23 protein-coding genes are annotated in these 24,136 nt (G+C 66.9%); 11 read left to right on the plus strand and 12 right to left on the minus strand.

Annotation, left to right across the window (positions count from 1 at the left end; translation table 11 throughout):
* Nucleotides 1–30: 30 nt before the first annotated feature.
* From mrdA to U8L64_RS16845, 5 genes are read right to left on the minus strand one after another with little or no spacing between them, the layout of a single operon-like run.
* Nucleotides 31–1,923: a penicillin-binding protein 2 gene (gene mrdA / locus U8L64_RS16825; protein WP_054094520.1), complete on the minus strand. Its 1,893-nt coding sequence runs from the start codon at nt 1,921–1,923 to the stop codon at nt 31–33.
* A 15-nt stretch (nt 1,924–1,938) separates the two neighbouring features.
* Entirely contained in the window at nt 1,939–2,406 is a 468-nt protein-coding gene (rlmH, locus tag U8L64_RS16830) for a 23S rRNA (pseudouridine(1915)-N(3))-methyltransferase RlmH (RefSeq protein ID WP_043297728.1), read from the minus strand.
* A gap of 3 nt (nt 2,407–2,409) precedes the next feature.
* The gene (rsfS, locus tag U8L64_RS16835; RefSeq protein ID WP_003286539.1) at nt 2,410–2,769 is read right to left on the minus strand and encodes a ribosome silencing factor; all 360 of its coding nucleotides are present in this window, start codon (nt 2,767–2,769) and stop codon (nt 2,410–2,412) included.
* Between the two features lie 15 nt (nt 2,770–2,784).
* Nucleotides 2,785–3,444 carry a nicotinate-nucleotide adenylyltransferase gene (nadD, locus tag U8L64_RS16840; protein WP_008569641.1) on the minus strand — a complete coding sequence of 220 codons (660 nt, stop codon included), beginning with the start codon at nt 3,442–3,444 and terminating at the stop codon, nt 2,785–2,787.
* A complete protein-coding gene (locus U8L64_RS16845) occupies nt 3,444–4,709 on the minus strand; it encodes a glutamate-5-semialdehyde dehydrogenase (protein ID WP_043297792.1) in 1,266 nt (421 codons plus the stop codon). The genes nadD and U8L64_RS16845 overlap by 1 nt, the downstream gene beginning before the upstream one ends.
* 183 nt (nt 4,710–4,892) lie before the next feature.
* On the opposite strand from U8L64_RS16845, the gene U8L64_RS16850 reads away from it, so the two are divergent.
* Nucleotides 4,893–6,212, plus strand: a complete 1,320-nt coding sequence (locus U8L64_RS16850; RefSeq protein ID WP_043297730.1) for a bifunctional DedA family/phosphatase PAP2 family protein — start codon at nt 4,893–4,895, stop codon at nt 6,210–6,212.
* Here the strand turns inward: U8L64_RS16850 and U8L64_RS16855 are convergent.
* The 3 genes from U8L64_RS16855 to U8L64_RS16865 are packed head-to-tail and all read right to left on the minus strand — an operon-like array spanning nt 6,209 to nt 7,891.
* Nucleotides 6,209–6,799 carry an LON peptidase substrate-binding domain-containing protein gene (locus tag U8L64_RS16855; RefSeq protein WP_043297731.1) on the minus strand — a complete coding sequence of 197 codons (591 nt, stop codon included), beginning with the start codon at nt 6,797–6,799 and terminating at the stop codon, nt 6,209–6,211. The two genes, U8L64_RS16850 and U8L64_RS16855, sit on opposite strands and share 4 nt — an antisense overlap.
* A gap of 10 nt (nt 6,800–6,809) precedes the next feature.
* Entirely contained in the window at nt 6,810–7,523 is a 714-nt protein-coding gene (locus U8L64_RS16860) for an LrgB family protein (RefSeq protein WP_431978459.1), read from the minus strand.
* A gap of 5 nt (nt 7,524–7,528) precedes the next feature.
* Nucleotides 7,529–7,891, minus strand: a complete 363-nt coding sequence (locus U8L64_RS16865) for a CidA/LrgA family protein (RefSeq protein WP_234302853.1) — start codon at nt 7,889–7,891, stop codon at nt 7,529–7,531.
* A 165-nt stretch (nt 7,892–8,056) separates the two neighbouring features.
* Between U8L64_RS16865 and U8L64_RS16870 the strand changes: the two genes are divergently transcribed.
* From U8L64_RS16870 to U8L64_RS16880, 3 genes are read left to right on the plus strand one after another with little or no spacing between them, the layout of a single operon-like run.
* On the plus strand, nt 8,057–8,512 hold the full coding sequence (locus U8L64_RS16870; protein WP_054094516.1) for a MaoC family dehydratase: 456 nt from the start codon (nt 8,057–8,059) through the stop codon (nt 8,510–8,512).
* A 44-nt stretch (nt 8,513–8,556) separates the two neighbouring features.
* Entirely contained in the window at nt 8,557–10,233 is a 1,677-nt protein-coding gene (locus tag U8L64_RS16875; protein ID WP_333398324.1) for a C13 family peptidase, read from the plus strand.
* A gap of 19 nt (nt 10,234–10,252) precedes the next feature.
* Nucleotides 10,253–10,894 carry an oxidoreductase gene (locus U8L64_RS16880; RefSeq protein WP_333398325.1) on the plus strand — a complete coding sequence of 214 codons (642 nt, stop codon included), beginning with the start codon at nt 10,253–10,255 and terminating at the stop codon, nt 10,892–10,894.
* A gap of 34 nt (nt 10,895–10,928) precedes the next feature.
* On the opposite strand, the gene orn is transcribed toward U8L64_RS16880, so the two are convergent.
* Together orn and U8L64_RS16890 are read right to left on the minus strand one after the other, a co-directional pair.
* The gene (orn, locus tag U8L64_RS16885) at nt 10,929–11,471 is read right to left on the minus strand and encodes an oligoribonuclease (RefSeq protein WP_043297737.1); all 543 of its coding nucleotides are present in this window, start codon (nt 11,469–11,471) and stop codon (nt 10,929–10,931) included.
* Between the two features lie 28 nt (nt 11,472–11,499).
* Nucleotides 11,500–12,306: a class I SAM-dependent methyltransferase gene (locus U8L64_RS16890; RefSeq protein ID WP_333398326.1), complete on the minus strand. Its 807-nt coding sequence runs from the start codon at nt 12,304–12,306 to the stop codon at nt 11,500–11,502.
* A gap of 121 nt (nt 12,307–12,427) precedes the next feature.
* Between U8L64_RS16890 and rsgA the strand changes: the two genes are divergently transcribed.
* Complete coding sequence (gene rsgA / locus U8L64_RS16895; RefSeq protein ID WP_054094512.1) at nt 12,428–13,459, plus strand: small ribosomal subunit biogenesis GTPase RsgA; 1,032 nt, start codon at nt 12,428–12,430, stop codon at nt 13,457–13,459.
* Here rsgA and motB read toward each other — a convergent pair.
* Nucleotides 13,453–14,481: a flagellar motor protein MotB gene (gene motB / locus U8L64_RS16900; protein WP_043297739.1), complete on the minus strand. Its 1,029-nt coding sequence runs from the start codon at nt 14,479–14,481 to the stop codon at nt 13,453–13,455. The genes rsgA and motB overlap by 7 nt on opposite strands.
* A gap of 8 nt (nt 14,482–14,489) precedes the next feature.
* Nucleotides 14,490–15,341, minus strand: a complete 852-nt coding sequence (motA, locus tag U8L64_RS16905; RefSeq protein ID WP_043297740.1) for a flagellar motor stator protein MotA — start codon at nt 15,339–15,341, stop codon at nt 14,490–14,492.
* 166 nt (nt 15,342–15,507) lie between these two features.
* Here motA and U8L64_RS16910 point away from each other — a divergent pair, with 166 nt between their 5' ends.
* The 6 genes from U8L64_RS16910 to U8L64_RS16935 all read left to right on the plus strand — a co-directional run bounded on the left by U8L64_RS16910 (nt 15,508) and on the right by U8L64_RS16935 (nt 24,067).
* Nucleotides 15,508–17,028: an HDOD domain-containing protein gene (locus U8L64_RS16910; protein WP_333398327.1), complete on the plus strand. Its 1,521-nt coding sequence runs from the start codon at nt 15,508–15,510 to the stop codon at nt 17,026–17,028.
* 45 nt (nt 17,029–17,073) lie between these two features.
* Nucleotides 17,074–17,889 (plus strand): rhodanese-like domain-containing protein, encoded by an 816-nt coding sequence (locus tag U8L64_RS16915; RefSeq protein ID WP_165593731.1) that lies wholly within the window; start codon nt 17,074–17,076, stop codon nt 17,887–17,889.
* 11 nt (nt 17,890–17,900) lie between these two features.
* Nucleotides 17,901–18,764, plus strand: coding sequence for an archaetidylserine decarboxylase (gene asd, locus U8L64_RS16920; protein ID WP_234302857.1), 864 nt, complete (start codon nt 17,901–17,903; stop codon nt 18,762–18,764).
* Between the two features lie 198 nt (nt 18,765–18,962).
* A complete protein-coding gene (locus U8L64_RS16925) occupies nt 18,963–20,762 on the plus strand; it encodes a molecular chaperone (protein ID WP_234302858.1) in 1,800 nt (599 codons plus the stop codon).
* 61 nt (nt 20,763–20,823) lie between these two features.
* On the plus strand, nt 20,824–22,890 hold the full coding sequence (locus U8L64_RS16930; protein WP_333398328.1) for an EAL domain-containing response regulator: 2,067 nt from the start codon (nt 20,824–20,826) through the stop codon (nt 22,888–22,890).
* Between the two features lie 100 nt (nt 22,891–22,990).
* Nucleotides 22,991–24,067, plus strand: a complete 1,077-nt coding sequence (locus U8L64_RS16935; RefSeq protein ID WP_273526340.1) for an NAD(P)-dependent alcohol dehydrogenase — start codon at nt 22,991–22,993, stop codon at nt 24,065–24,067.
* Nucleotides 24,068–24,136 lie beyond the last annotated feature (69 nt).

Raw genomic sequence — 24,136 nt, forward strand, 5'->3', positions numbered from 1 at the left:
CGCGAGACAGGGTACGGTCGAAATTGCTGTTCATGGCTTTTTGGCGCCCGTGGTGGTCGGCGCGGCGTACTCGGCCTTCAGCTGGCCATTCTCATCCAGCAGCCAGGCATCCATGACCTGTTTGGCCACCGGCGCGGCGACGCCCGAGCCCGACTCGCCATTCTCCACCATCACCGCCACGGCAATCTGCGGATCATGGACCGGGGCGAAGGCGACGAACAGCGCGTGGTCGCGGTGACGCTCGTTGAGCTTGCCGCTGTCGTAGCGCTCGCCCTGCTTGATCGCCACCACCTGTGCCGTGCCGCTCTTGCCGGCGATACGATAGGCGGCGCTGTCGCCGACCTTGCGCGCGGTGCCGCGGGCACCGTGCAGCACCTGCTCCATGCCGCGGATCGAATAGTCCCAGAACTTCGGATCGCGCAGCTCGATGTCCGGCAGCGGATTCGGATCGACCGGCGGCTGGTCGCCGATGCGCTTGGCCAGGTGCGGGCGAATCCATTTGCCGCGCGTGGCCATCAGCGCGGTCGCCTGCGCCAGCTGCAGCGGCGTGGCCTGCATGTAGCCCTGGCCGATGCCGAGAATGACCGTCTCGCCGGGATACCAGGCCTGGCGATAGCGCGCACGCTTCCACTCGCGCGACGGCATCAGCCCGGCGGTTTCCTCGTACATGTCCAGCGCCACGCGCTGGCCGAGGCCGAAACGGGTCATGTAGTCGTGCATGCGATCCACGCCCAGCTTGTGCGCCATGTCGTAAAAGTAGGTGTCGTTGGAACGCATGATCGCCACTTCCAGATCCACCGGGCCATCGCCGCCGCGATTCCAGTTGCGGTATTTGTGTTTCACGTTGGGTAGCTGGTAGTAGCCCGGGTCGTACACCCGGCTGGTCGGCGTGATGACCCCGGCATCCAGCCCGGCGATCGCCATCATCGGCTTGATCGTCGAGCCGGGCGGATAGAGACCGCGCAGTACGCGGTTGTACAGCGGCCGATCGATCGAGTCGCGCAGCTCGCCATACGCCTTGAAGCTGATGCCGGTGACGAACAGGTTGGGATCGAAGCTCGGCTGGCTGACCATCGCCACCACCTCACCGGTATCCGGCAGCAGCGCGACGATCGCCCCACGCCGGCCGCCCAGCGCGGCCTCGGCGGCCTCCTGCAGTTTGAGGTCAAGGGTCAGCGTCAGGTCCTTGCCGGGAATCGGGTCGGTGCGTTTGAGCACGCGCAGCACGCGGCCGCGGGCGTTGGTCTCGACTTCTTCGTAGCCGACCTGGCCGTGCAGCACGTCCTCGTAGAATTTTTCGATGCCGGTCTTGCCCATGTGATGGGTGCCGCTGTAGTTCACCGGGTCGAGCGACTGCAGCTCCTTTTCGTTGATCCGCCCGACGTAACCGACCGAGTGGGCGAAGTGCGGCCCCTGCGGATAGTGCCGTACCAGCTGCGCCGACACCTCGATACCGGGCAGACGGAACTGATTCACCGCGATGCGGGCGATCTGCTCCTCCGACAGCTCGTACATGATCGGCACCGGTTCGAACGGCCGGCGCCCCTGCAATACGCGCTTCTCGAACAGCTCGCGCTCCTCGGCCGGCAGCTCCAGCACCTCGACGACCCGGTCAAGCACGCCGCGCCAGTCCTGCCCGGCGCGCTCGCGGGTGACCGTCAGACTGAAACTCGGGCGGTTGTCGGCGATCACCCGGCCGTTGCGATCGAAGATCAGCCCGCGGTTGGGCGGGATCGGCTGCACGTGCACACGGTTGTTTTCCGACAGCGTCGAATGGTGCTCGAACTGCACTACCTGCAGGTAGTACATGCGCGCCACCAGCACACCGATCAGCAGCACCACCACGACAATGCCGACCAGCGCGCGACTGCGCACCAGCAGGGCATCCTTTTCGTGGTCCTTGAGGGGGATCGGTTGCGGCATGGATCGGTCGTCGGACTACTTGTGATAGGGGTGGCCGGACAGCAGCGTCCAGGCACGATAGATCTGCTCACCCACCAGAATCCGCACCAGCGGATGCGGCAGCGTCAGTGGCGACAGCGACCAGCGCTGCTCGCTGCGCGCGCAGACCTCCGGCGCCAGCCCTTCCGGGCCGCCGACCATGAGGTTGACGTTGCGCGCATCCAGCCGCCAGCGCTCCAGCTCTGCCGCCAGTTGCTCGGTGCTCCACGGCTTGCCGTGTACCTCCAGCGTGACGATGCGCTCGCCCGGCTGCACTCTGGCCAGCATCGCCTCGCCTTCCTGGCGGATCAGGCGCGCCACATCGGCGTTCTTGCCACGGGTGTTGAGCGCAATCTCCACCAGATCGAGCGGCAGCTCGGATGGCAAGCGGCGGGCATATTCCTGCCAGCCCTCCTCCACCCAGCGCGGCATCTTCGAGCCGACGGCGATCAGCTTGATCCGCACGGGTTACTCCGGATCGTGGCTGTGCTGCGCGCGGCTCTGTTCGGCGCCCTGCCAGAGGCGTTCGAGATCGTAGAACTGGCGAGTCGGCACCTGCATGACGTGCACCACCACGTCGCCCAGGTCGAGCAGGGCCCACTCGCCGCCTTCCAGGCCTTCACTGCCCAGCGGGCGCACGCCCTGTTCCTTGACCTTCTCCAGCACGTTGTCGGCCAGCGCCTTGACCTGGCGACTGGAGCCGCCGCTGGCGATCACCATGTAGTCGGTGACGCTGGTCTTACCGCGCACATCGATGGTGACGATGTCCTGGGCCTTCAAATCTTCCAGCGCGGCGACCGCCAACTGGACCAAAGCTTCAGTTTGCATAACGTGAAAACAACCTCAGTTCGACGCCCGGTAGAGTCCGTGCGCGTTGATGTAAGCCAGAACGGCGTCGGGCACCAGAAAACGCACCGACTTGCCGCTGGCCAGCAATTGACGAATCTGCGTGGCGGACACCTCCAGCGGTGTCTGCCAGACGAAGGCGATCTGCCCGGCAGCGCCGGCCAGTGCCTGTGGATCGGAAACACTGCGCGCGGCCAGCAGATCGCGCAACGCCTGCGGCGCCTCGCTGCCGGCATCCGGCCGCTGCAGCACGAGGATGTGGCAATAGTCGAGCAGCTCCTCCCAGCGATGCCAGGTCGGCAGCCCACAGAACGCATCCCAGCCGACGATCAGCAGCAGCTGGTCGTCGGCCGCCAACTCCTCACGCAGCGAGATCAGCGTCTCGATGGTGTAGGACGGCTTCGCCCGTTCCAGCTCACGGGCATCGACGCACAGCGGCGGCAGGTCGGCCACCGCCAGACGGACCATCGCCAGACGGTCCTCAGCCGAACAGCTCGGCGTTTCGCGGTGCGGCGGGCGCGCATTGGGGATCAGCCGCAACTCGTCGAGACCGAACATCTCGGCCACCTCCAGCGCGCCGCGCAGGTGACCGATGTGTACCGGATCGAAGGTACCGCCGAGGATGCCGATGCGCCGTGCGCCGCTGCCGTGGCGCATCAGGTGCGGACGTGACCGTCGCCGAAGACCACATACTTCTCGCTGGTCAGCCCGTGCAGACCGACCGGCCCGCGGGCGTGCAGCTTGTCGGTGGAGATGCCAATCTCCGCGCCCAGACCGTACTCGAAGCCGTCGGCGAAACGCGTCGAGGCGTTGACCATCACCGAACTGGAATCGACTTCGGTGAGGAAGCGCCGCGCATCGGTAAAGTTCTCGGTGACGATCGCATCGGTGTGCTGCGAGCCGTAGCGATTGATGTGCTCGATGGCCTCATCCAGCGAATCGAGGATGCGGATCGACAGAATCGGCGCATTGTACTCGGTGGACCAGTCTTCTTCGCTGGCCGCCAGCACGTCGCCACCGAGCAGCGCCCGGGTGCGCTCGCAACCGCGCAGCTCGACACCCTTTTCGCGGTAGATCGCCGCCAGCGGTGGCAGCACACGCTCGGCGATGCCCTGGTGTACCAGCAGCGTCTCCATCGCATTGCACGGCGCGTAGCGCTGGGTCTTGGCGTTGTCGGCGACGCGGATTGCCTTGTCGACGTCCGCAGCGATATCGACATACACATGGCAGATGCCATCCAGGTGCTTGATCACCGGCACTCGGGCATCGCGGCTGATGCGTTCGATCAGCCCCTTGCCGCCGCGCGGCACGATCACGTCGACGTATTCGGGCATCGCGATCAGCGCGCCGACGGCCGCGCGGTCGGTGGTCTCCACCACCTGCACGGCAGCGGCGGGCAGGCCGGCCTCGGCCAGACCGAGCTGGATGCAGCGAGCGATGGCCTGGTTGGAATGAATGGCCTCGGAACCGCCACGCAAGATGGTGGCGTTGCCCGACTTCAGGCACAGGCTGGCAGCGTCGATGGTCACGTTGGGCCGCGACTCGTAGATGATGCCGACCACGCCCAGCGGCACGCGCATCTTGCCGACCTGGATGCCCGAGGGCATGTAGCGCATGTCGCGGATTTCACCGATCGGATCGGGCAGCGCGGCGACCTGGCGCAGGCCCTCGATCATGCTGTCGATCACCTTGGGCGTGAGCGCCAGGCGGTCGAGCATTGCCGCGTCCAGGCCATTGGCACGGCCGCCGGCCAGATCCAGTTCATTGGCGGCGACCAGCTCGGCACGCGCGGCATCGAGCGCGGCGGCGGCGGCCTGCAGGGCACGGTTCTTCTGCGCGGTGCTGGCGCGCGCGAGCACCCGCGAGGCGTCGCGCGCGGCGCGGCCCAGGCGGGTCATGTAGTCGAGCACGGACTCGGTCATGGTCTTGCTGGCCTGACGAAAGGGAAAGCGGCTGATTATAGCCACCCCAGCCCGTGCCGCACAGCCGCGTCGGGCGAACGGGCCGGCCTCGTCGGCGCGCAGTGGCATCGCTATCATCCGCGCGGTGAAACCCGCGCCGTCAGCGACGGGTCGAAAAGGCCTCACCCGAACAAGGAATCGCGCATGAGCCAGTGGCTCGATCCGTTCACCGCCTGGCTTGGCGCCCATCCGCAATGGCTCGGTCTGGTGCTGTTGATCGCCGCCTGCGTCGAATGCCTGGCGGTGGTCGGGTTGCTGGTCCCCGGTACCGTGCTGCTGTTCGCCGTCGCCATGCTCGCCGGCAGCGGCGCGCTGACGTTGAGCGAGACGCTGCTGCTGGGCTTCTCCGGCGGCCTGCTCGGCGATCTGATTTCCTACGGCCTCGGGCGCCGTTACCACCAGGGCATCCGCCGTCTGCCGGGGCTGCGCCACCATCCCGAATGGCTGCTACGCGCCGAACACTACTTCGCCCGCTATGGCGTCGCCAGCCTGCTGGTCGGCCGCTTCATCGGCCCGCTGCGACCGATGCTGCCGATGACCGCGGGGATGCTCGACATGCCGTTCGGCCGCTTCCTGCTGGTCAGTCTGGTGGCAGCGGCCGGCTGGTCGATGGCCTACCTGCTGCCCGGCTGGACCGCCGGTGCGGCGCTGCGCCTGCCGCTGGCCGAGGGTTTCTGGGGCGAAGCGGGGGCGGTCGTCGGCGCGATCGTACTGCTGATCGGTGCGATCATTCACGGCAGTTTCCGCCACCAGCGCTGGGTCAGCGCCGTCGCCGCCGGGCTGAGCACGCTGATCCTGTTAGGACTGTTCTTTGGCTGGCCGCACCTGCGCGAGTTCGACGAAGGGCTGCTGACGGTGATCCAGGCCGAACGCAGCGCACCGATGGACCGTGTCATGGTGCTGATCACCCGCCTGGGCGATTTCCACACGCAGCTGTGGGCCGCGGTGCTGCTGAGCCTGCTGCTGCTGTTGCTGCGCCAGTGGCGCGCCGCGCTGTTCGCCATCGCCACGCTGCTCGGCACAGCACTGGCCAACGGCGCGCTGAAGGCGACCTTCGCCCGCGTGCGGCCGGAAGTGCTGCTCGAACCGCTGGGCAGCTACAGCTTCCCCAGCGGACACAGCTCGGCGGCGTTCGCCCTGTTCCTCACCCTCGGCGTGCTGGCCAGCCGCGAGCAGCCGCCACGCCTACGCCTGGCATGGCTGCTGCTGGCGGGGCTGCCGGCCACCGCCATCGCCCTGTCGCGGGTCTATCTGGGGGTGCACTGGAGCACCGACGTACTGGCCGGCGCGCTGCTCGCCGCCACGTTCTGTTCGCTCAGCCTGACGCTGGTGCAATGGCGCACACCGCTGCCGGCGCTGTCGCCGCGCGCATGGTGGCTGATTCTGCCGGCGTGCCTCGGCCTGCTGGGCGCCTTCTCGCTCTGGGCACTGCCAACGGCGATGCTGATGTATCGGTACTCCTAGCCGGCCAGCTCGCCCTGCAGCGCTTCCAGCAGGGACTGGATCAGCTCGAGCTGCGCCTGCGGCGCCTCCAGTGCCAGCAGGTCGAGCTTCTGCCGGGGCTGGAACGGCAGCAGATAGGCCAGCTGTGCGGCGAGATCGCGCTGCCCGGCCGGCGTGCCGCCCATGCCCAGGCTTTCGACCATCGGATGGCGACCCAGCGCCTGCAGCAGCACCAGCAGATCGGCATGGCTGTCGTCCAGCGGCCGCTCGGCTAACTCACCGAGCCAGCGGACGTGGGCAATGCTGAGCTGATCGCGCTGGACCTCGGAAGACTCCACGCAGAAGCGCCGCCCGCCCTCGACGCGAATACCCAACAGGCCGTTGGGCTGCTGCTGCCAGTCGCGGATCAGCGCCTCGCAGCCAATCCGGGCGAACGCCGCCGGCGCCGGACCGACTTCACTGCCCTCAAGAATATGCACCACACCGAACCCATGACCGGCCTTCAAGCAGCCGCTGAGCATGTCCAGGTAGCGCGGTTCGAAAACCTGCAGATCCAGCGTGCAGCCAGGAAACAACACGGTATCGAGCGGAAACAGCGGCAGCTTCATGCAGGCTCCATCACAGCAACAGGGTCACCACCAGCGGCAGCAGCACCGCCGTCATCACGCCCATCAGGCTCATTGCCAGCGCGGCGAAGGCGCCGCACTCGTCACTCTCCTGCAGCGCCTGGGCGGTACCTACCGCGTGGGCGGTCAGGCCGAGGGCCATGCCGCGGGCCGCCGGATGGCGCACACCACAGCGGCGCAGCAGCGCGGGGCCGAAGATCGCCCCGAGCACGCCGGTGATCATCACGAACACGGCCGCCAGCGCGACCACCCCGCCGATCTGCTCGGCCACCAGCATGGCGATGGGCGATGTCACCGACTTCGGCGCCAGGGTCATGAGGATCATCCGCTCGGCGCCGAACAGCCACGCCAGCGCCATGCCCAGCGCGGTGGCGGTGACGCCGGCTACCAACAGAGTGATCACGATCGGCGCGAACAGTTCGCGGATTCGCCGCAGATTCAGATACAACGGCACCGCCAGCGCCACCGTCGCCGGGCCGAGCATGACCGTCAGCAGCTGCGCGCTGTCGGCGTAATCGGCATAGCTGAGCCCGCACAGCAGCAGCACGCCGATGACCAGCAGCGCCGAGAGCAGGACCGGCTGCAGAAATACCCAGCGAGTCTTCTCGTAGGCGGCAAACGACAGCTGGAACGCGGCGAGCGTGACGCCGACACCGAATAGCGGGTGATGGATCAGCGCCTGCCAGGCGGCATGCCAGTCGAGCATCGTCGTCATGCGTCCTCCCGCCGGCGGGTCTGCCGCTGGATCAGCGCCTGCATCAACCAGCCGGTGAACACCAGCGAGAGCAGCAGGGAAATCACCAGCACACCGACGATCGCCCAGAAGTCCTGCAGGATCGCCTCGGTATAGACCATCACGCCGACGGCAGGCGGCACCAGCAGCAGCGGCAGATAACGCAGCAGGCTGCTCGCCGCCACCTGCAGCGACTCGCTCGCGCTGCCGCGCAGCAGCAGCGCCGCGAACAACAGCAACAGGCCGATGATCGGCCCCGGCAGCATCGGCACCAGCAACACATTAAGTACCGTGCCGAGCAACTGGAACAGCACCAGCCAGGTCAGACCGCGCAGCAGCATGGGAGCCCCCTCCGGCAAATGTCAGCGATTATAAGCCGCAACGGCGCGCCTCACGCAGCGGCGGCTTCGCTATGACGCGCCATTCGCCCGGTCATGGGTGATTGCGCGGGCAAAGGGTGCGTGCTGATCTTCAAGGACATCCACGCCCCGCAGAGGAACCGCCCCATGCCCCAGGTACCGCTCGATGAACTCAAGGACTACATCGGCAAGGAACTCGGCCACTCCGACTGGCTGACCATTGACCAGAGCCGCGTCGACCACTTCGCCGAGTGCACCGGCGATCACCAGTTCATTCATGTCGATCCGGAGAAAGCCCGGCAGACGCCGTTCGGCGGCACTATCGCGCACGGTTTCCTGTCGCTCTCGCTGCTGCCGCTGCTCATGGAAGACCTCATGGTGGTGCCGCAGGGCACCAAGATGGCAGTCAACTACGGGCTGGACAGCCTGCGCTTCATCCAGCCGGTGCGGGTCGGCTCGCGGGTGCGCCTGCACGCCACGCTGCTCGACGCCCACGAGAAGAACCCCGGCCAGTGGCTGCTCAAGACCCGCGCCGAGATGCAGATCGAAGGCGCGGAGAAACCTGCCTATATCGCGCAGTCGCTGGCACTCTGCTTCGTCTGAGGCGATGCGGCATACTGCGGGTGTTCCGTCGTCTGGATGCCCGCATGCGTCACCTGACTCCCCTGCTCCTTGCCTGCCTGCTCGCCGCCTGCGGCGACGGCGAACCGCTGCTGCCGCCGGACGCCGTGCTGCCCGATGGCGGGCGTTACCGCGGCACGCTGGTAAATGGCCTGCTGCAGGGGCAGGGACGCATCGACTACCCCAACGGCAGCAGCTACCGCGGGCAGTTCAAGGAAGGCCAGTGGCACGGCCAGGGCAGTTGGACCGGCGCCAACGGCGACCGCTACGAAGGCGCCTTCGAACACGGCCTGTTCCACGGCGAGGGACGCTTCAGCTACGCCGCCGGTGGCGTCTATGCAGGCCAGTTCCGCCAGGGCCGCATGCACGGGCTGGGCACCTTCAGCCAGGACGGCGCCCGCTACAGCGGCGAATTCCAGAACGACCTCTATCACGGCGAAGGTGTCCTCGAATATGCCGACGGTGCGCGCTATCAGGGGCGCTTCGCCAACGGCCAGCCAGACGGCACCGGCACGCGCAGCGATGCAGGCGGCTCGTACAGCGGGCAATTCCGCGACGGTTTGCTCAACGGCGACGGCGTCTACCTTTCCGAGGACGGCGAACGCTATCGCGGTGGCTTCGCCGACGACAGTTTCCACGGCGCGGGCCGCTATGAAGATGGCGGCGGCGATGTCTGGGAGGGCCAGTTCGTTCACGGCGAACTCACCGGCGCCGGCCGCCACGCCAGCGCCGATGGCAGCCAGTATCGCGGTGAATTCCGCCGCTGGCAGTACCACGGTAGCGGCGTGCTGGAACGTGCCGACGGCAGCGTCTACCGCGGCGGGTTTCGACACGGCAAATTCAGCGGCGACGGCCAGCTGACCCTCGCCAACGGCAGCGTGCAGCGCGGCAGCTGGCGCAACGGGCGCCGCGTGCGCGACGAGCACGGCAGGCGGCTGCCGGACCCGCTGGAAATCGGCCTGCTGCGCCAGGGCGCGCTGCTCGACCTGGCGCTCACCGCAGTTCCGGCTTCCACGCCCGCTGCAGAGCTGTACAGCCTGGTGCTCGCCGGCGACGGTCGCCAGAGCGTGTTCCTGCGCGAGGCCGACTATGTGCAGCGCCTGCTGGCCGAGCGCTTCGCCGCGCGCGGACAGGTCAGTCTGGTCAACCACCGCGATCACCTCGGCGATCGCCCGCTGGCGACCCGCGAGAACCTGGCGCGTGCCGCCGCCACCCTGGCCGAACGCAGCGGGCCGGAAGATCTGGTGTTCATCTACCTCACCAGCCACGGCACGGCCGATCACCACTTGATCCTGCAGCAGCCACGCCTGGGGCTGGACGACTTGAGCGCGCCGGAGCTGGCCGATCTGCTCGCCCCGCTGGCCGAGCGCAACCAGGTGGTGGTGATCTCCGCCTGCTATTCCGGCGGCTTCATCGAACCGCTGAAAGACCCGAGGCGGCTGGTGATGACCGCCGCGCGCGCCGACCGCGTGTCGTTTGGCTGCTCGGAGGAAAGCGATTTCACCTATTTCGGCCGCGCGCTGTTCGCCGAGGCGCTGCAGCAGACCGACGACATCGTGCACGCCTTCACGCTGGCGCAGGCGAGGGTTGCCGAACGCGAGCAGGCCGACGACTATCAGGCATCGGAACCCCAGATATGGGCGCCCGAGCCGGTCGTCGAACACTGGCGCAGCCTGCAGCAACGACGCGCCGCCTCACACTGATTCGCCAAGGAGCATGACCATGTATCTGACGCCCCAGCGCATTCTGCTTGCCGGCGCCACCGGACTGACCGGCGAACACCTGCTCGACCGACTGCTCAACGAACCCACCGTCGAACGCGTGCTGGCGCCGACGCGCAAGCCGCTGGCGGCGCACCCGCGCCTGGAAAACCCGGTCGGGCCGTTGCAGTCGCTGCTCGGACAGCTCAACGGTCCGGTCGATACCGCGTTCTGCTGCCTGGGCAGCACGCTCAAGCAGGCCGGCACCCAGGACGCGTTCCGTGCCATCGATTTCGATCTGGTGCTGGCCTTCGCCCGCCGCGCACGCGAGCTGGGCGCGCGGCACCTGCTGGTGATCAGTTCGCTGGGCGCCAGCCCGGACAGCCCGATCTTCTACTGCCGGGTGAAGGGCGAGATGGAGGCAGCGCTCGAGGCCCAGGACTGGCCGCAGCTGACCATCGCGCGGCCGTCACAGCTGCTCGGCCCGCGCCTGGAGTTGCGCCTGAGCGAGCGGATCGCCGCGCCGCTGTCGCAACTGCTGCCGGGGAAGTACCACGGCATCGAGGCCTGTACGCTGGCCCGCGCGCTGTGGCGTCTGGCGCTGGAGGAAGGCGACGGCGTGCGCATCGTCGAGTCCGACGAGCTGCGCAAGCTCGGCAAATAGCGGCGCCCCGGCAGCACGGACGCCGCCGACAGGATCACACCTTGATGAAATGCTCGCGGTAATGCCGCAGCTCGGCGATGGAGTCGCGGATGTCATCCAGCGCCAGGTGCGTACCGCTCTTGCTGAACCCCTGCATGATCTGCGGCGCCCAGCGCGCGGCCAGCTCCTTGAGTGTCGAGACGTCCAGATTGCGGTAGTGGAAGTAGCGCTCCAGCTCCGGCATCTGCCGATAGAGGAAGCGCCGATCCTGGCAGATGCTGTTGCCGCAGATCGGCGACTTGCCCTTCGGTACCCACTGTTCGAGAAACGCCAGGGTCTGGGCCTCTGCCTCGGCGGTGCCGATGCGGCTCTCACGCACCCGCTGGGTCAGGCCCGAACCGCCGTGCTGACGGGTGTTCCACTCGTCCATGCGTGCCAGCACCTCGTCGCTCTGATGCACGGCGATCACCGGTCCCTCGGCCAGCACGTTGAGCTGACTGTCGGTGACGATGGTGGCCATTTCGATGATGACGTCGGTATCCGGGTCCAGACCGGTCATTTCCAGGTCGATCCAGATCAGGTTCTGCGGGTTCTGCATGATGGGCTCCTTGGCTGTGGCGCGCAGTTTAGCCGCTCGTCTGCGGGTCGTCAGGCCGGGGCACACCGGGGCGCCAGAGCAGCAGTTGTGATTGCCGCCAGTCGTCGACCGCCAGCCGCTCTTCGGGCTCGACGTCCGGCACCGCGAAGCTGTTGCTGATCAGCAGCGCGTCCGGCCGCATCTGCGCGCTGGCCTTGCGCCACAGCGCCGGCATCGGGGCCGGCGAGAGAAAGCAGTAGACCACCTCGTACTGCGCCAGATCGACGCGCCACAGGCTGCGCAGGACGATGTGGCAATTGCGCCGCGGCAGGCAGCGCAGCCAGGCGATGATGAACGCCAGCGGCGCGGTCTCCACGCCGACGAAGCGCGCCTGCGGATAGATCCGCGCCAGGCGCGACAGACTACCGGCCAGACCACAGCCCAGATCGACGAAACGGAAGTCCGCCGGCAGCCCGGCCAGGCGCTCGGCCAGGCGCCGCTCGGCCGCCCGACCGGTCAGATACAACGGCACACGCTCGAAAAAGACGTTCCAGTTCAGCAATAACAGCGCGGCGAAGACCGCCAGCGGCAGCCATCCCGGCAGGCTGTGATCACGCAGCGCAACCAGCGCGGGCACGAAGGCCAGGTTGATCGGCCACCACCAGCGCGACAGGCCCAGCCGTGCGCCCAGCAACGCAGCAAGCGCACCCTGCATGACGGCCGCCTGCAGCAGCGAGACGTGCAGACCCAGCAGGCGCGCCGCGGCCAGCAGCATCAACCAGGTCAGCAGCAGCGCCGCCAGCTGCGTACCCAGGGCGAGCAAGATCGGCGGACGAAAGCGCGGCGAGTCGGACATGACGAACACGAAGACGGAACGGCAGGCCAGTCTACCTGCCGCCTGCGCGCCGAAACAGGCGGTCAGCGGCGCCGGCCGGCCGTGCTAGACTCGCGCACCTTTATCGACCGACGCCCCGCACATGGCCAAACGCCAACTCAACCGCCGCCAGAACTGGCGCATCGAGAAAATCCAGGAAGAACGCGCCGCCCGCGCGGCACGCCGCGAATCTCGCGCGCTGGAAGAACTGGAAGGCGGCGATCTGGGGCCGGAGCAGTTCGGCCTGGTGATCGCGCACTTCGGCGTGCAGGTCGAGGTCGAAGCACAGGAAGGCGAGCACAGTGGCCAGGTCTTCCGCTGCCACCTGCGCGCCAACCTGCCGGCGCTGGTCACCGGCGACCGCGTGGTATGGCGCCCGGGCAACCAGGGCATCGGCGTGATCGTCGCGCAGCTGCCGCGCCACTCCGAACTGTGTCGTCCCGACACCCGCGGCCAGCTCAAGCCGGTGGCGGCCAACGTCGACCTGATCGTCATCGTCTTCGCGCCGCTGCCCGAACCGCACGCCAACCTGATCGACCGCTACCTGGTCGCCGCCGAACATGCCGGCATCCGGCCGCTGCTGCTGCTGAACAAGGCGGACCTGATCGACGAGCACAACGAGGGCGCGCTCAACGCGCTGCTGGCGGTCTACCGCACGCTTGGCTATCCGCTGCTGGAGGTGTCGGCCCACGGCGGCGCCGGCATGGACGAACTGCGTGCGGCGCTGGACGGCCACGTCAGCGTGTTCGTCGGCCAATCCGGGGTGGGCAAGTCGTCGCTGGTTAACAGCCTGCTGCCAGGCGTGGACACCCGCGTCGGCGCGCTCTCGGAGCAGACCGGCAAAGGCACCCACACCACCACCACGGCGCGGCTGTTCCATTTCCCCGGCGGCGGCGAGCTGATCGATTCGCCCGGCATTCGCGAATTCGGCCTCGGTCATGTCAGCCGCGACGATGTCGAAGCCGGTTTCATCGAGTTCGCCGAGCTGCTCGGGCATTGCCGCTTCCGCGACTGCAAGCATGATCGTGAGCCGGGCTGCGCGCTGCTAAAGGCACTCGAGGACGGGCGCATCCAGCCGCAGCGGATGAACAGCTACCGGCACATCCTCAGCAGCCTGCCCGACCCCGACTACTGATCGTCGCCGCCGGCGGGCAGCGGCTGGTCGAGCTTGAGCACGCCTTCATCGAAGATGTTCAACCGCTCGCGCAACTGCCCCGGCTGCAGCGGCTCGCCCGCGGCGCCCGCCGGAGCGGACGGGTTCGATGGCGCCGCTGGTGCCTTGTTCGCCTCGTCGCCATCAGCCGGCACGAACTGCTCGTTCTCGATGTTGCGCTGCGCCTTCTTGGTCAGCACCAGAATGTCGATGCGCCGGTTGATCGGGTTGAGCGGATTCTTGCGGTCGAACAGCGCCGAGGAGGCGTAGCCGACGACACGCGCGATCTGCTCCTCAGGGTAACGCCCGGCGACGAGCGTGCGACGCGCGGCGTTGGCGCGACTGGCGGACAGTTCCCAGTTGCCGAAATCGCCATTGCCGGCGTACGGCTTGGCGTCGGTATGCCCGCTGATGCTGATCTTGTTCGGCACCGCGCGAATGGTGTCGCCCATCGCCAGCAAGATGTCCTCGAAATACGGCTGCAGCTGCGCGCTGCCGAGGGCGAACATCGGGCGGTTTTCGTCATCCATGATCTGGATGCGCAGCCCGTCCTTGGTGATCTCGAACAGGATCTGGTCCTTGAAGCGCTCCAGTTCGGGGTTCTCGTCGACCTTGTTCTGCAGCTCCTGCAGCAGCAGCTCCAGGCGCTCGCGTTCGATCTGTTCGGCGAGGGTTTCCACCTGATCGCCGTCGATCTGCACATCCGCCTGCGGCACCGTGGGGTCGATCTCCGGATTGAGCGTGCGGTCCGGCGACGGCGTCGGCGTGCCGCCCAGGTCGATCACGTGCGGGCTGGCGCTTTCGGTGAAGCCGATGGGGTCTTGGAAATAGCCGGAAATGGCGCGCTTCTGCTCCGGCGTCGCCGAGCTCATCAACCACATCACCAGGAAAAACGCCATCATCGCGGTCATGAAGTCGGCGAAGGCGATCTTCCAGGCACCGCCATGATGGCCGCCGGCGGTCTTCTTGACCCGCTTGACGATGATCGGTTGATTGTTATCCATAGCCGCGCTTAGCCGCCACGCATGGCTTGCTCAAGCTCGGTGAAGCTCGGGCGGTGGGCGTGGAACAACACCTTGCGGCCGAACTCGACGGCCAGCGTCGGCGGCATGCCGGAAGCCGAGGCGACCAGAGTGGCCTTGATTGCCTCGTAGAGATTCAGCTCCTCGCGCGCGTCGTGCTCGAGCGAGGCGGACAGCGGGCCGAAGAAGCCGTAGGCGGCAAGGATGCCGAGGAAGGTACCGACCAGTGCGGCGCCGACCTTCTCCCCGATTTCGGCGTTGTTGGCATCGGCCAGCACCGACATGGTCAGCACGATGCCGAGCACCGCAGCAACAATACCCATCGCTGGCAGGCCGTCGGCAATGCGATTCACCGCATGCGAGGGATGCTCCAGCTCTTCCTTGAGGCTGGCCAGCTCCATGTCGAACAGCCCTTCGAGTTCGTGCGGGGCCATATTGCCCGTGGACATGATGCGCAGGTAATCGCAGATGAACGCCGTCATGCGCTCGTCCTTGAGCACACCAGGATACTTGCTGAACAGCGGGCTGGCGGCGGGGTCCTCGAGGTCGGCCTCGATCGCCATCATGCCTTCGCGACGGCTTTTGTTGAGCACCGAATAGAGCAGACCGAGCACTTCCAGGTAATAGGTCTGGGTGAAGCGGCTGCTGAACATCTTCAGCGACTTCTGAAACACGATCTTCGTCGTGCTGCCCGGATTGGCCTGCAGGAACGCGCCAAGCGCGGCGCCACCGATGATCAGCACTTCGAACGGATGCATGAGTGCCGCCAGGGCGCCGCCGGAGAGCATGAAGCCGCCGAGCACGCTGCCGATTACCACGAGGATGCCGAGAATCTTGACCATAGGTACGTCTGGGAAGCCTGATTACCAACCGCTCGAAACGAATCGAAGCACGTTCGCACAGCGGCTCGGCGCTCCGTCAAGGAGGGGTATCTGAAAGAATTGTTCGGGTTATCGGAACTTTTGCGCCAGACTAAAGAGCATCCCGACGAAAAGCCAGTTCGGCGCCATGACCACAACGACTTCGCTCCCTCGCAGTATCCCCGCCTGGATCAAGCTTCTCGACGATTCTCCGCTGCCGGCATTCGCCGCGGTGCACGAAAGCGTGCGCCGGGCGCTGCGCGACAACAGCCAGTCCATGCGCCAGATTGCCGAGCGGGTGCAGCCCAGCCCGGTACTGGCGCTGAGTTTTATCCGCGAAGCCAACCGGCATGGCGGCGATGGCCAGCCTGCGGAGAATCTCGAAACCGCGCTCAGCCGCATCGGCGTGGAGCGCGCCGAACGCCTCCTCGACCGCATTCCCGCCACGGCAACCGCCGACATGCCGCCGGCGCTGCGGCAGATGGTGCTGATCAGCCGGCACGCCAGCCAGCAGGCCAGCGGCCTGTTCGCCGGCCGTCTGGCACGTCTGTGGCAGGACATCCACTGGGGTAGCCTGTTGTTTCTCTCGCCGGTTTGGGCACTGCTGGCCGCGCGCCCGCAGCTGTTCGAGGCCTGGGAACAGCGCGTGCTGGTCAGCGGCGAGCCGCTGCGGCGCGTCGAACAGCAACTGCTCGGCGTGCCGCTGCTGGAGCTGTGCCTGAGAATCGCCGAGCACTGGCATCTGCCCGACTGGATCATCCAGGGCTACCGACTGCTCGGCGGCAATCGTCGCCTGCTGGTCAAGGCGCTGCACATCGCCCGCGACAATGCTCACCCCTTGCAGCAGCAGCAACGGCTGGACGCCGACCCCGAACTGCGTCGCTGGCTGACCCTGCCGAGCAACACCATCGTGCTGGCCAACGGCCTGGCGCTCGCCGCGCATCACAGCTGGAGTGGCGTGCACAGCCTGCGCTGGCAGCAGTTGATCGGCCTGTACCTGCAACTGCCGATGGCGCAGGTGCAGCAGCTGGTCCACCAGCAGGCCGTCGACAGTGCGCGAGCCATCGGCCCGACCGACCTCTGGCACCCGGCGCAAGGACTGCTGTGGCCGTGGGACAGCCGCTTCCAGCACAAGAAGACCGGCACGGCCAGCGTACCCGACGCCGAGGCGCTGGCGCGCTGGCGTGACTGCTGCCGTGAGCTGCTGAGCGCGCCCAGCCCCTTCACCAACGTGCATCAACTGACCGCCTGCGCGCGCACCGCGCTGGTCAGCATCGGCATGCAGCGCGTGCTGCTGATGCTGCTGGATCGCAAGAATCAGCGGCTGGTCGCGCAGCAGGACGTCGGCCTGCCGGAGCATGCCGCGAACCTGATCCTCAATCCGCAGCACAGCCAGGTGCTGCGCCGGTTGCTGGACAAGCCGGCGCAGCTGCACCTGCAGCCAGACAACATCGCGACCTTCTCGGCGCTGCTGCCCGGCACGCTCAAGGCGCTGTTCGCCGGCGAGCATCTGCTGCTGCGCTCGCTGGGCAGCAACGGTCGTGTGCTGATGCTGCTGATCGCCGACCAGGACAACGCCGCACTCAGTGCCCCGACACTGCAGGCGTTCGACAAGACCGCGCAGTGCATCGAGCGGGCGCTGGGCAATTTCAGCAAGCGCGGCAGCTGAGGTTTTTCGCTAGACTGCGCCTTCACCGACTCGCCGAGACCTGCCGTGTCCGTCTTCGCAAACCTGCCACTGGTAATCGAGCCTGCCGATCTGGCCGAGCGCCTGCACGCCCCCGAACTGATCCTGGTCGACCTCACCAGCGCCGCCCGCTATGCCGAAGGCCACCTGCCCGGCGCGCGCTTCGTCGACCCCAAGCAGACCCAGCTGGGCCAGCCACCGGCGCCGGGATTGCTACCACCCAAGGCGCAACTCGAAGCGCTGTTCGGCCTCCTCGGTCATCGCGCCGATGCGGTCTATGTGGTCTATGACGACGAGGGCGGCGGCTGGGCCGGACGCTTCATCTGGCTGCTCGACGTGATCGGCCATCGCCACTACCACTACCTCGACGGCGGCCTGCACGCCTGGCTGGCCGAACGCCGCCCGCTGTCGCGCGAAGTGCCGGCCGCCGCTGGCGGCCCGGTCGCATTGCACCTCGACAGCGCACCCATCGCCACGCGCGAGTACCTCGAAAGCCGCCTCGGCGCGGATGACCTGGTGGTCTGGGACGCCCGCTCGCCGCAGGAATACCGCGGCGAGAAGGTGCTCGCCGCTCGCGGTGGGCACATTCCCGGCGCCGTAAATTTCGAATGGACCGCCGGCATGGACCCGGCACGCGCGCTGCGCATCCGCAGCGACATCGCCGAACAGCTCCAGGCAATCGGCATCGTGGCGGAGAAGGAAATCATCACCCACTGCCAGACGCATCACCGCTCCGGCTTCACCTACCTCCTGGCCAAGGCTCTGGGCTACCCCAGAGTCAAGGGCTACGCCGGTTCCTGGGGCGAATGGGGCAACCTGCCCGATACGCCGATCCAGTCATGAAAAGGTCATCCATGAAAGATCGCTTGTTCGTCATCAGCCAGTACTTGCTGCCGCATCACCTGATTTCGCGCCTGGCCGGCTGCCTGGCCGAATGCCGCATTCCCTGGCTGAAGAACGCCTTCATCAAGTGTTTCGCCCGGCATTTCCAGGTGGACATGAGCCAGGCACAGATCGAAGACCTGAGCGCCTACGAGCACTTTAACGCGTTCTTCACCCGCGCACTGAGAGATGGCGCCCGCCCGCTGGACCCGACGCCCGGCGCCATTCTCAATCCCTGCGACGGCGCCATCAGCCAGCTCGGCAAGATCGAGCAGGGCCGCATCTTCCAGGCCAAGGGCCACAGCTACAGCGTCACGGAGCTGCTCGGCGGCGATCACCAGCGCGCCGCACCGTTCATGGGCGGCGACTTCGCCACCGTCTACCTGTCGCCCAAGGATTACCACCGGGTGCACATGCCGATCACGGGCACCCTGCGCGAGATGGTCTACGTACCGGGACGCATTTTCTCGGTGAACACGGTAACCGCCCAGGGCGTGCCGGAACTGTTCGCACGCAACGAGCGCGTGGTGTGCATTTTCGACACTGAACGCGGACCGATGGCGATGGTGCTGGTCGGCGCGATGATCGTCGCCAGCATCGAAACCGTCTGGGCCGGCCTTGTCACGCCACCCAAGCGCACGCTGAAGACGTTCCTGTACGACGAATCCGCGCGCGCACCGATCCGGCTGGAAAAAGGCGCGGAAATGGGCCGCTTCAAGCTCGGCTCCACGGTGATCCTGCTGTTCGGACCGGAGCAGGTTCGCTGGGCGGAGCAACTGGGCCCGCTGAGCCCGGTGTGCATGGGCGAAGCGCTCGGCCAGGCGCAGACAGAATGATGCCGGCAGGGCCTGCAGAATGAGCAGGCCAACCCGCGCGCGGCGCCGCACCCGACACGCCCTGCGACAACCCCGCGTACCGGAACGACCAATCATCGGATAATATCAAAATGCCATCGTCGACCATCAACACGACGAAGCGCAGCTGATAGAGTTCGCTGACAAGGCACCGATGGTCGGTGCTGCGGGAGTTTCCGGTTGCAGAGTCTTCATTTGCCATTGCGCGTACCCACGCCGACCCAGCAGAGCCTGAGCTTCTGCGAGGCGAGCGTGCGCGCACTGCAGGTGTGGCTCGCTGGCCTGCCCAAGGCCAATCTGGGAGAAATGGCACGCCAGCTCTACCAGGCGCTGGTGGAAATCAACCAGCTGCGTGTGCCGTCGCAAACCCGTCTGCAACTGCTGGAACTGCTACGCCCCGAGGTGCACTACGTCTGCGGGCACCTCGAGCGGCACTACCTGAATCAACCGATCGTGCTCGACGAGCGACCACGCAAGGTCGCCGGTCTCTGCCAAGCGCTGCAGAATCACCTGGCCACCGGCTACAAGCTGATCGTCGTGCGCGCCCTTGCACGCCCCGAGCAGGATCGCCGGCAGCTTCTGACGATCGCCCTGCAGCGCGCGGTGCACAGCCTCGGCGCGCTGCTGACGCGCTCTGCCCAGCTCTACAGCCCAGCCGCCGAGAGCCTCTGGCTCGAGCTGCACCAGCTCTATCAGCTCGCCGCGCAGTACGCCGTGCAGGGTACTGCGGTGCGCGACCCGCTGGCGCACCACGGCCCGGGCCTGAGCACCGAACAGTGCTACCTCGCCGCCCTGCTGCTGGGCTGCGCGCGCTGCAACCAACTGCGCCAGTCCGGCATCGCCCGGCTGGCCAAGGCCCTGGAGGCCTGGAGCACGCTGGCGGTCCTTCAGCCGGCCAGCGCACCGTCCAGCCTGTTCGTCTTCTCGCCGCAGCAGGACAGTGCGCCGCGTTATCGCTCGCTGTTCGCCCGCGACGCGCTGCCAAGCATGTGCGGCGTCGACACCAGCCGGCTGGTCGCAGCGCTCGCCGAGCACCTGCGCCTGCCGCAAGAGCATCGCGAGCGCTCGTCGCTGCCGGACGCCAGCGGCATCGGCGACGACCTGCTGCTGCACCTGAGCGCGGCCTGGGGCGACATGTCCGAGCGCTCCTTCCAGCGCACTCCGGCCAACGGCACCCTGCACCTGTGCATCGGCATGACCGCCCTGCACTACCAGCTCGCCGGCCGGCGCCCGTTCAACGCCGTGCTGGAGCGCCACGAGGAGCCCAACTCGGCGGTGTTCAAGGCCAACAACGGCGCCCCCGACATCTGGGCGAACGCCTTCGACGCGCAAAGCCTCAACAGCGACGGACTGCTGCCTGACGAACACATCGAGTTCGTTCGCCCGACCAGTCCCAGCCAGGCCCCGGCGGCCACGCAAGCCAGCGAGCAGACCTATCCCGAGTTCGAGGTTCGCCTGGTCAACCACAGCCCCGGCGGCTACTGCCTGGCCTGGCCGGCGGAGGTTCCCGCACAACTGCAGACCGGCGAGCTGCTGGGACTGCGCGACGGCGACAACGGCTGGAGCGTCGCCGTGGTGCGCTGGGTTCGCCAGGTGCGCGGCGGCGGCACGCAGATGGGCGTCGAGCTGATCGCGCCGCAAGCGCAACCCTGCGGCCTGCGTCTGCTGCGCAAGACCGAACTGGGCAGCGAATACCTGCGCGCGCTGCTGCTGCCGGCAATCCCGGCCATCGGCCAGGCGGCGACCCTGATCGCTCCATGCCTGCCGTTTCAGCAGGGCCACAAGGTGCTGATCAATCAGGAAGGCAATGAACAGCGCGCCGTGCTGCAGCGCCGCCAGAGCCATACCGGCAACTACAACCAGTTCGAGTACCAGCTCCTCGGCCAGCCGCCGGCCGAGCCGGAGATGCCGGTCACAGCCTGGGGAACCCGCGGAGTCAATGGGGACGCAGATTTTGACTCACTCTGGAAGTCGCTGTAGATTGCCGGCACCCGTATTTTCGCCCGCCCGCGCACCTTCGGCGCGCTTCTGATCTGTCGTCATGGCCCTGCAAAAGAAAACCATCCGCCTGTTGATTCTCGAAGATTCGCAGAACGAAGCCGAGCGTCTGGTCAGTCTGTTCCGCAATGCCGGACAGGCCACCCGGGTGCATCGACTCACGTCCAGCGACGACCTCGCGAGCGCGCTGCAACAGACCTGGGACCTGCTGATCGCCGCGCCGAGCAGCGAAAATCTCGAGCCGAGCGAGGCCATCGCCACCATCCGCCGGCAGGCCAAGGACATTCCGATCATCCAGCTCACCGCGAGCAACGACGCCGAAGCGATCATCGATGCGCTGACGCTCGGCGCCCAGGATGCGCTGCCGCAAGGCGAGGACGAGTGGCTGCTATTGGTGGCTAACCGCGAGCTGGCCAACCTCGAGCAGCGGCGCGCTCGGCGCTCAGCGGAGGTGGCGCTGCGCGAGGCGGAGAAACGCTGTCAGCTGCTGCTCGACAGCTCGGTGGACGCCATTGCCTACGTGCACGACGGCATGCACATCTATGCCAACCGCGCCTACCTGGAGCTGTTCGGCTACGCCGACGTCGAAGACCTGGAAGGCATGCCGATGATCGACCTGATCGAAGCCTGCGATCAGGGCAGTTTCAAGACCTTCCTGAAGAACTACCAGACGATGGAAGGCCACTGCGAGCTGACCTGCAGTGGCGTGCGCGCCGATGGCGATAGCTTCAAGGCTCGCATGCACTTCTCGCCGGCCACCTACGATGGCGAGCCGTGCATCCAGGTCGTGATCCGCGCCGAAAGCGACAGCGCCGAGCTGCAGAAGCTGCGCGAAATCAGCACGCAGGACCCGATTACCGGCCTGCACAACCGCAACCATTTCACCGAACTGGTCGACAGCGCCGTCGAGCGTGCGGTCAATGCCGGCCAGATCGCCAGTCTGGCCTATATTCGAGTGGACCGCTTTGCCAGCCTGCAGGCCGAAATCGGCCTGAGCGATGCCGATCAGCTGCTGCGCCAGCTGGCCGACGTGCTGCGCGCGCACTTCGACGCCCAGACGCCGCTGGCCCGCTTCGCCGACGATGTGTTCACCGCGCTGCAGCCAGGTATCGCACCGGACCAGGCCGAAGCTTCGCTGCGCAAGCTGCTGACTCGCATCGAGGGTCACCTGTTCGACATCGGCGGTCGCACCGTGCAGACCACCCTGAGCATTGGCGTCGCTGGCTTGGACGAGAAGACCGCGCGCGCGCAGGACGTCATCGAGCGCGCCCATCGCTGTGCCGACGAACTCACCGACGGCAACGCGCTCAAGCGCTATGACCCGGCCGACGAACTGGCGGCGGCGGCAAGTCGCGGCAATCTCGCCGCCATGCTGCAGCAGGCGCTGGACACCAACAGTTTCCGCCTGCTGTTCCAGCCGATCATCAGCCTGCGCGGCGACAGTCACGAGCACTACGAGGTGCTGCTGCGCCTGCTCGACCCACAAGGCGTCGAAGTCCCGCCGGCCCAGTTCCTCAGCGCCGCCAGCGACGCCGGCCTGGCGGGCAAGATCGACCGTTGGGTGATCCTCAACTCGATCAAGCTGCTCGCCGAACATCGCACCAAGGGCCACAGCACGCGGCTGTTCCTGCACCTGTCCAGCGCCAGTCTGCAGGATGCCGGCCTCTTGCCCTGGCTCGGCGTCGTGCTGAAGGCCGCCCGCCTGCCGGGCGACGCGCTGGTGTTCGAACTCAACGAACCGGATGCGGTGGCCTATCTCAAACCCGCCAAGGCGCTGGGCCAGGGCCTCGGCGAGCTGGGTTGCCATCTGGCGCTGAGCAACTTCGGCTGCGCGCTCAATCCGTTCAACACGCTGCGCCACCTGAACGCGCTGTTCGTCAAGGTCGACGGCTCCTACACCCAGGATCTGAGCCGCCAGGAAAATCAGGAAGCGCTCAAGCAGCTGCTCGCCGATCTGCACGAACACAAGCGCCTGAGCATCGTGCCCTTCGTCGAAAGCGCCACGGTGCTGGCGACACTCTGGCAGGCGGGCGTCAACTATATCCAGGGCCACTATCTGCAAGGCCCCAGCCAGTCGATGGACTACAACTTCTCCTCGGACGAGGAGTGACCACCCCCCGGCATCAGGCACGACCTTGATCGGGATCAGCGAGGCGTCACACCACTCGACTAGAGTGCGCTGACGTTCTTTTGATCCGAGAGGAGTCGCCATCATGGCCATGATGAAAGCCGCGGTGTTCGTCGAACCGGGCCGTATCGAACTGCAGGACAAGCCGATTCCCGAGATCGGCCCCAACGACGCGCTGCTGCGCATCACCACCACCACCATCTGCGGCACCGATGTCCACATCCTCAAGGGCGAATACCCGGTCGCCCGCGGCCTGACCATCGGCCACGAGCCGGTGGGCATCATCGAGAAACTCGGCAGCAACGTGCAGGGCTACCAGGAAGGCCAGCGGGTCATCGCCGGCGCCATCTGCCCGAACTTCTCCTCCTACGCCAGCCAGGACGGCCTCTCCTCGCAGGATGGCGGCTGCAGCTGCCACGGCTACAAGCCGATGGGCGGCTGGCGCTTCGGCAACACCATCGACGGCACCCAGGCCGAATACGTGCTGGTGCCCGACGCTCAGGCCAACCTGGCGCCGGTGCCTGACGGACTGACCGACGAACAAGTGCTGATGTGCCCGGACATCATGTCCACCGGCTTCGCTGGCGCCGAGGCGGCCAACATCAAGATCGGCGACATCGTGGTGATTTTCGCCCAAGGGCCGATCGGCCTCTGCGCCACCGCCGGCGCCAAGCTGCGCGGCGCGAGCACCATCATCGCGGTGGATGGCGTCGATGCACGGCTGGATATCGCGCGGCGCATGGGCGCCGACGTGACGCTGAACTTCCGCAGCGTCGACGTCGTAGACGAAATCATGAAGCTGACCGGCGGCCGTGGCGTCGATGCCGCCATCGAAGCACTCGGCACCCAGACCACCTTCGAGCAGGCGCTGCGCGCGCTCAAGCCCGGCGGCACACTGTCGAGCCTGGGCGTCTATTCCAGCGATCTGACCATTCCGCTGGGCGCGTTCCATGCTGGCCTCGGCGACAACAAGATCGTCACCTCGCTGTGCCCCGGAGGCAAGGAACGCATGCGCCGGCTGCTCAACGTGGTGGCATCCGGGCGCGTCGACCTCGGCCCGCTGGTGACCCACCAGTACGCGCTGAAGGACATCGAAACGGCCTACGATCTGTTCGCCAACCAGCGTGACGGCGTGCTCAAGGTCGCAATCAAGCCCTGAAGCAGCCAGCCCCCGGAAACGACAAGCCCCGAGTCGGGATCGACTCGGGGCTTGTCGTTTCTGCCGCTA

Source organism: Pseudomonas sp. FIP_A4, assembly GCF_036701605.1.
In the GTDB taxonomy this organism is placed as follows: domain Bacteria; phylum Pseudomonadota; class Gammaproteobacteria; order Pseudomonadales; family Pseudomonadaceae; genus Stutzerimonas; species Stutzerimonas phenolilytica.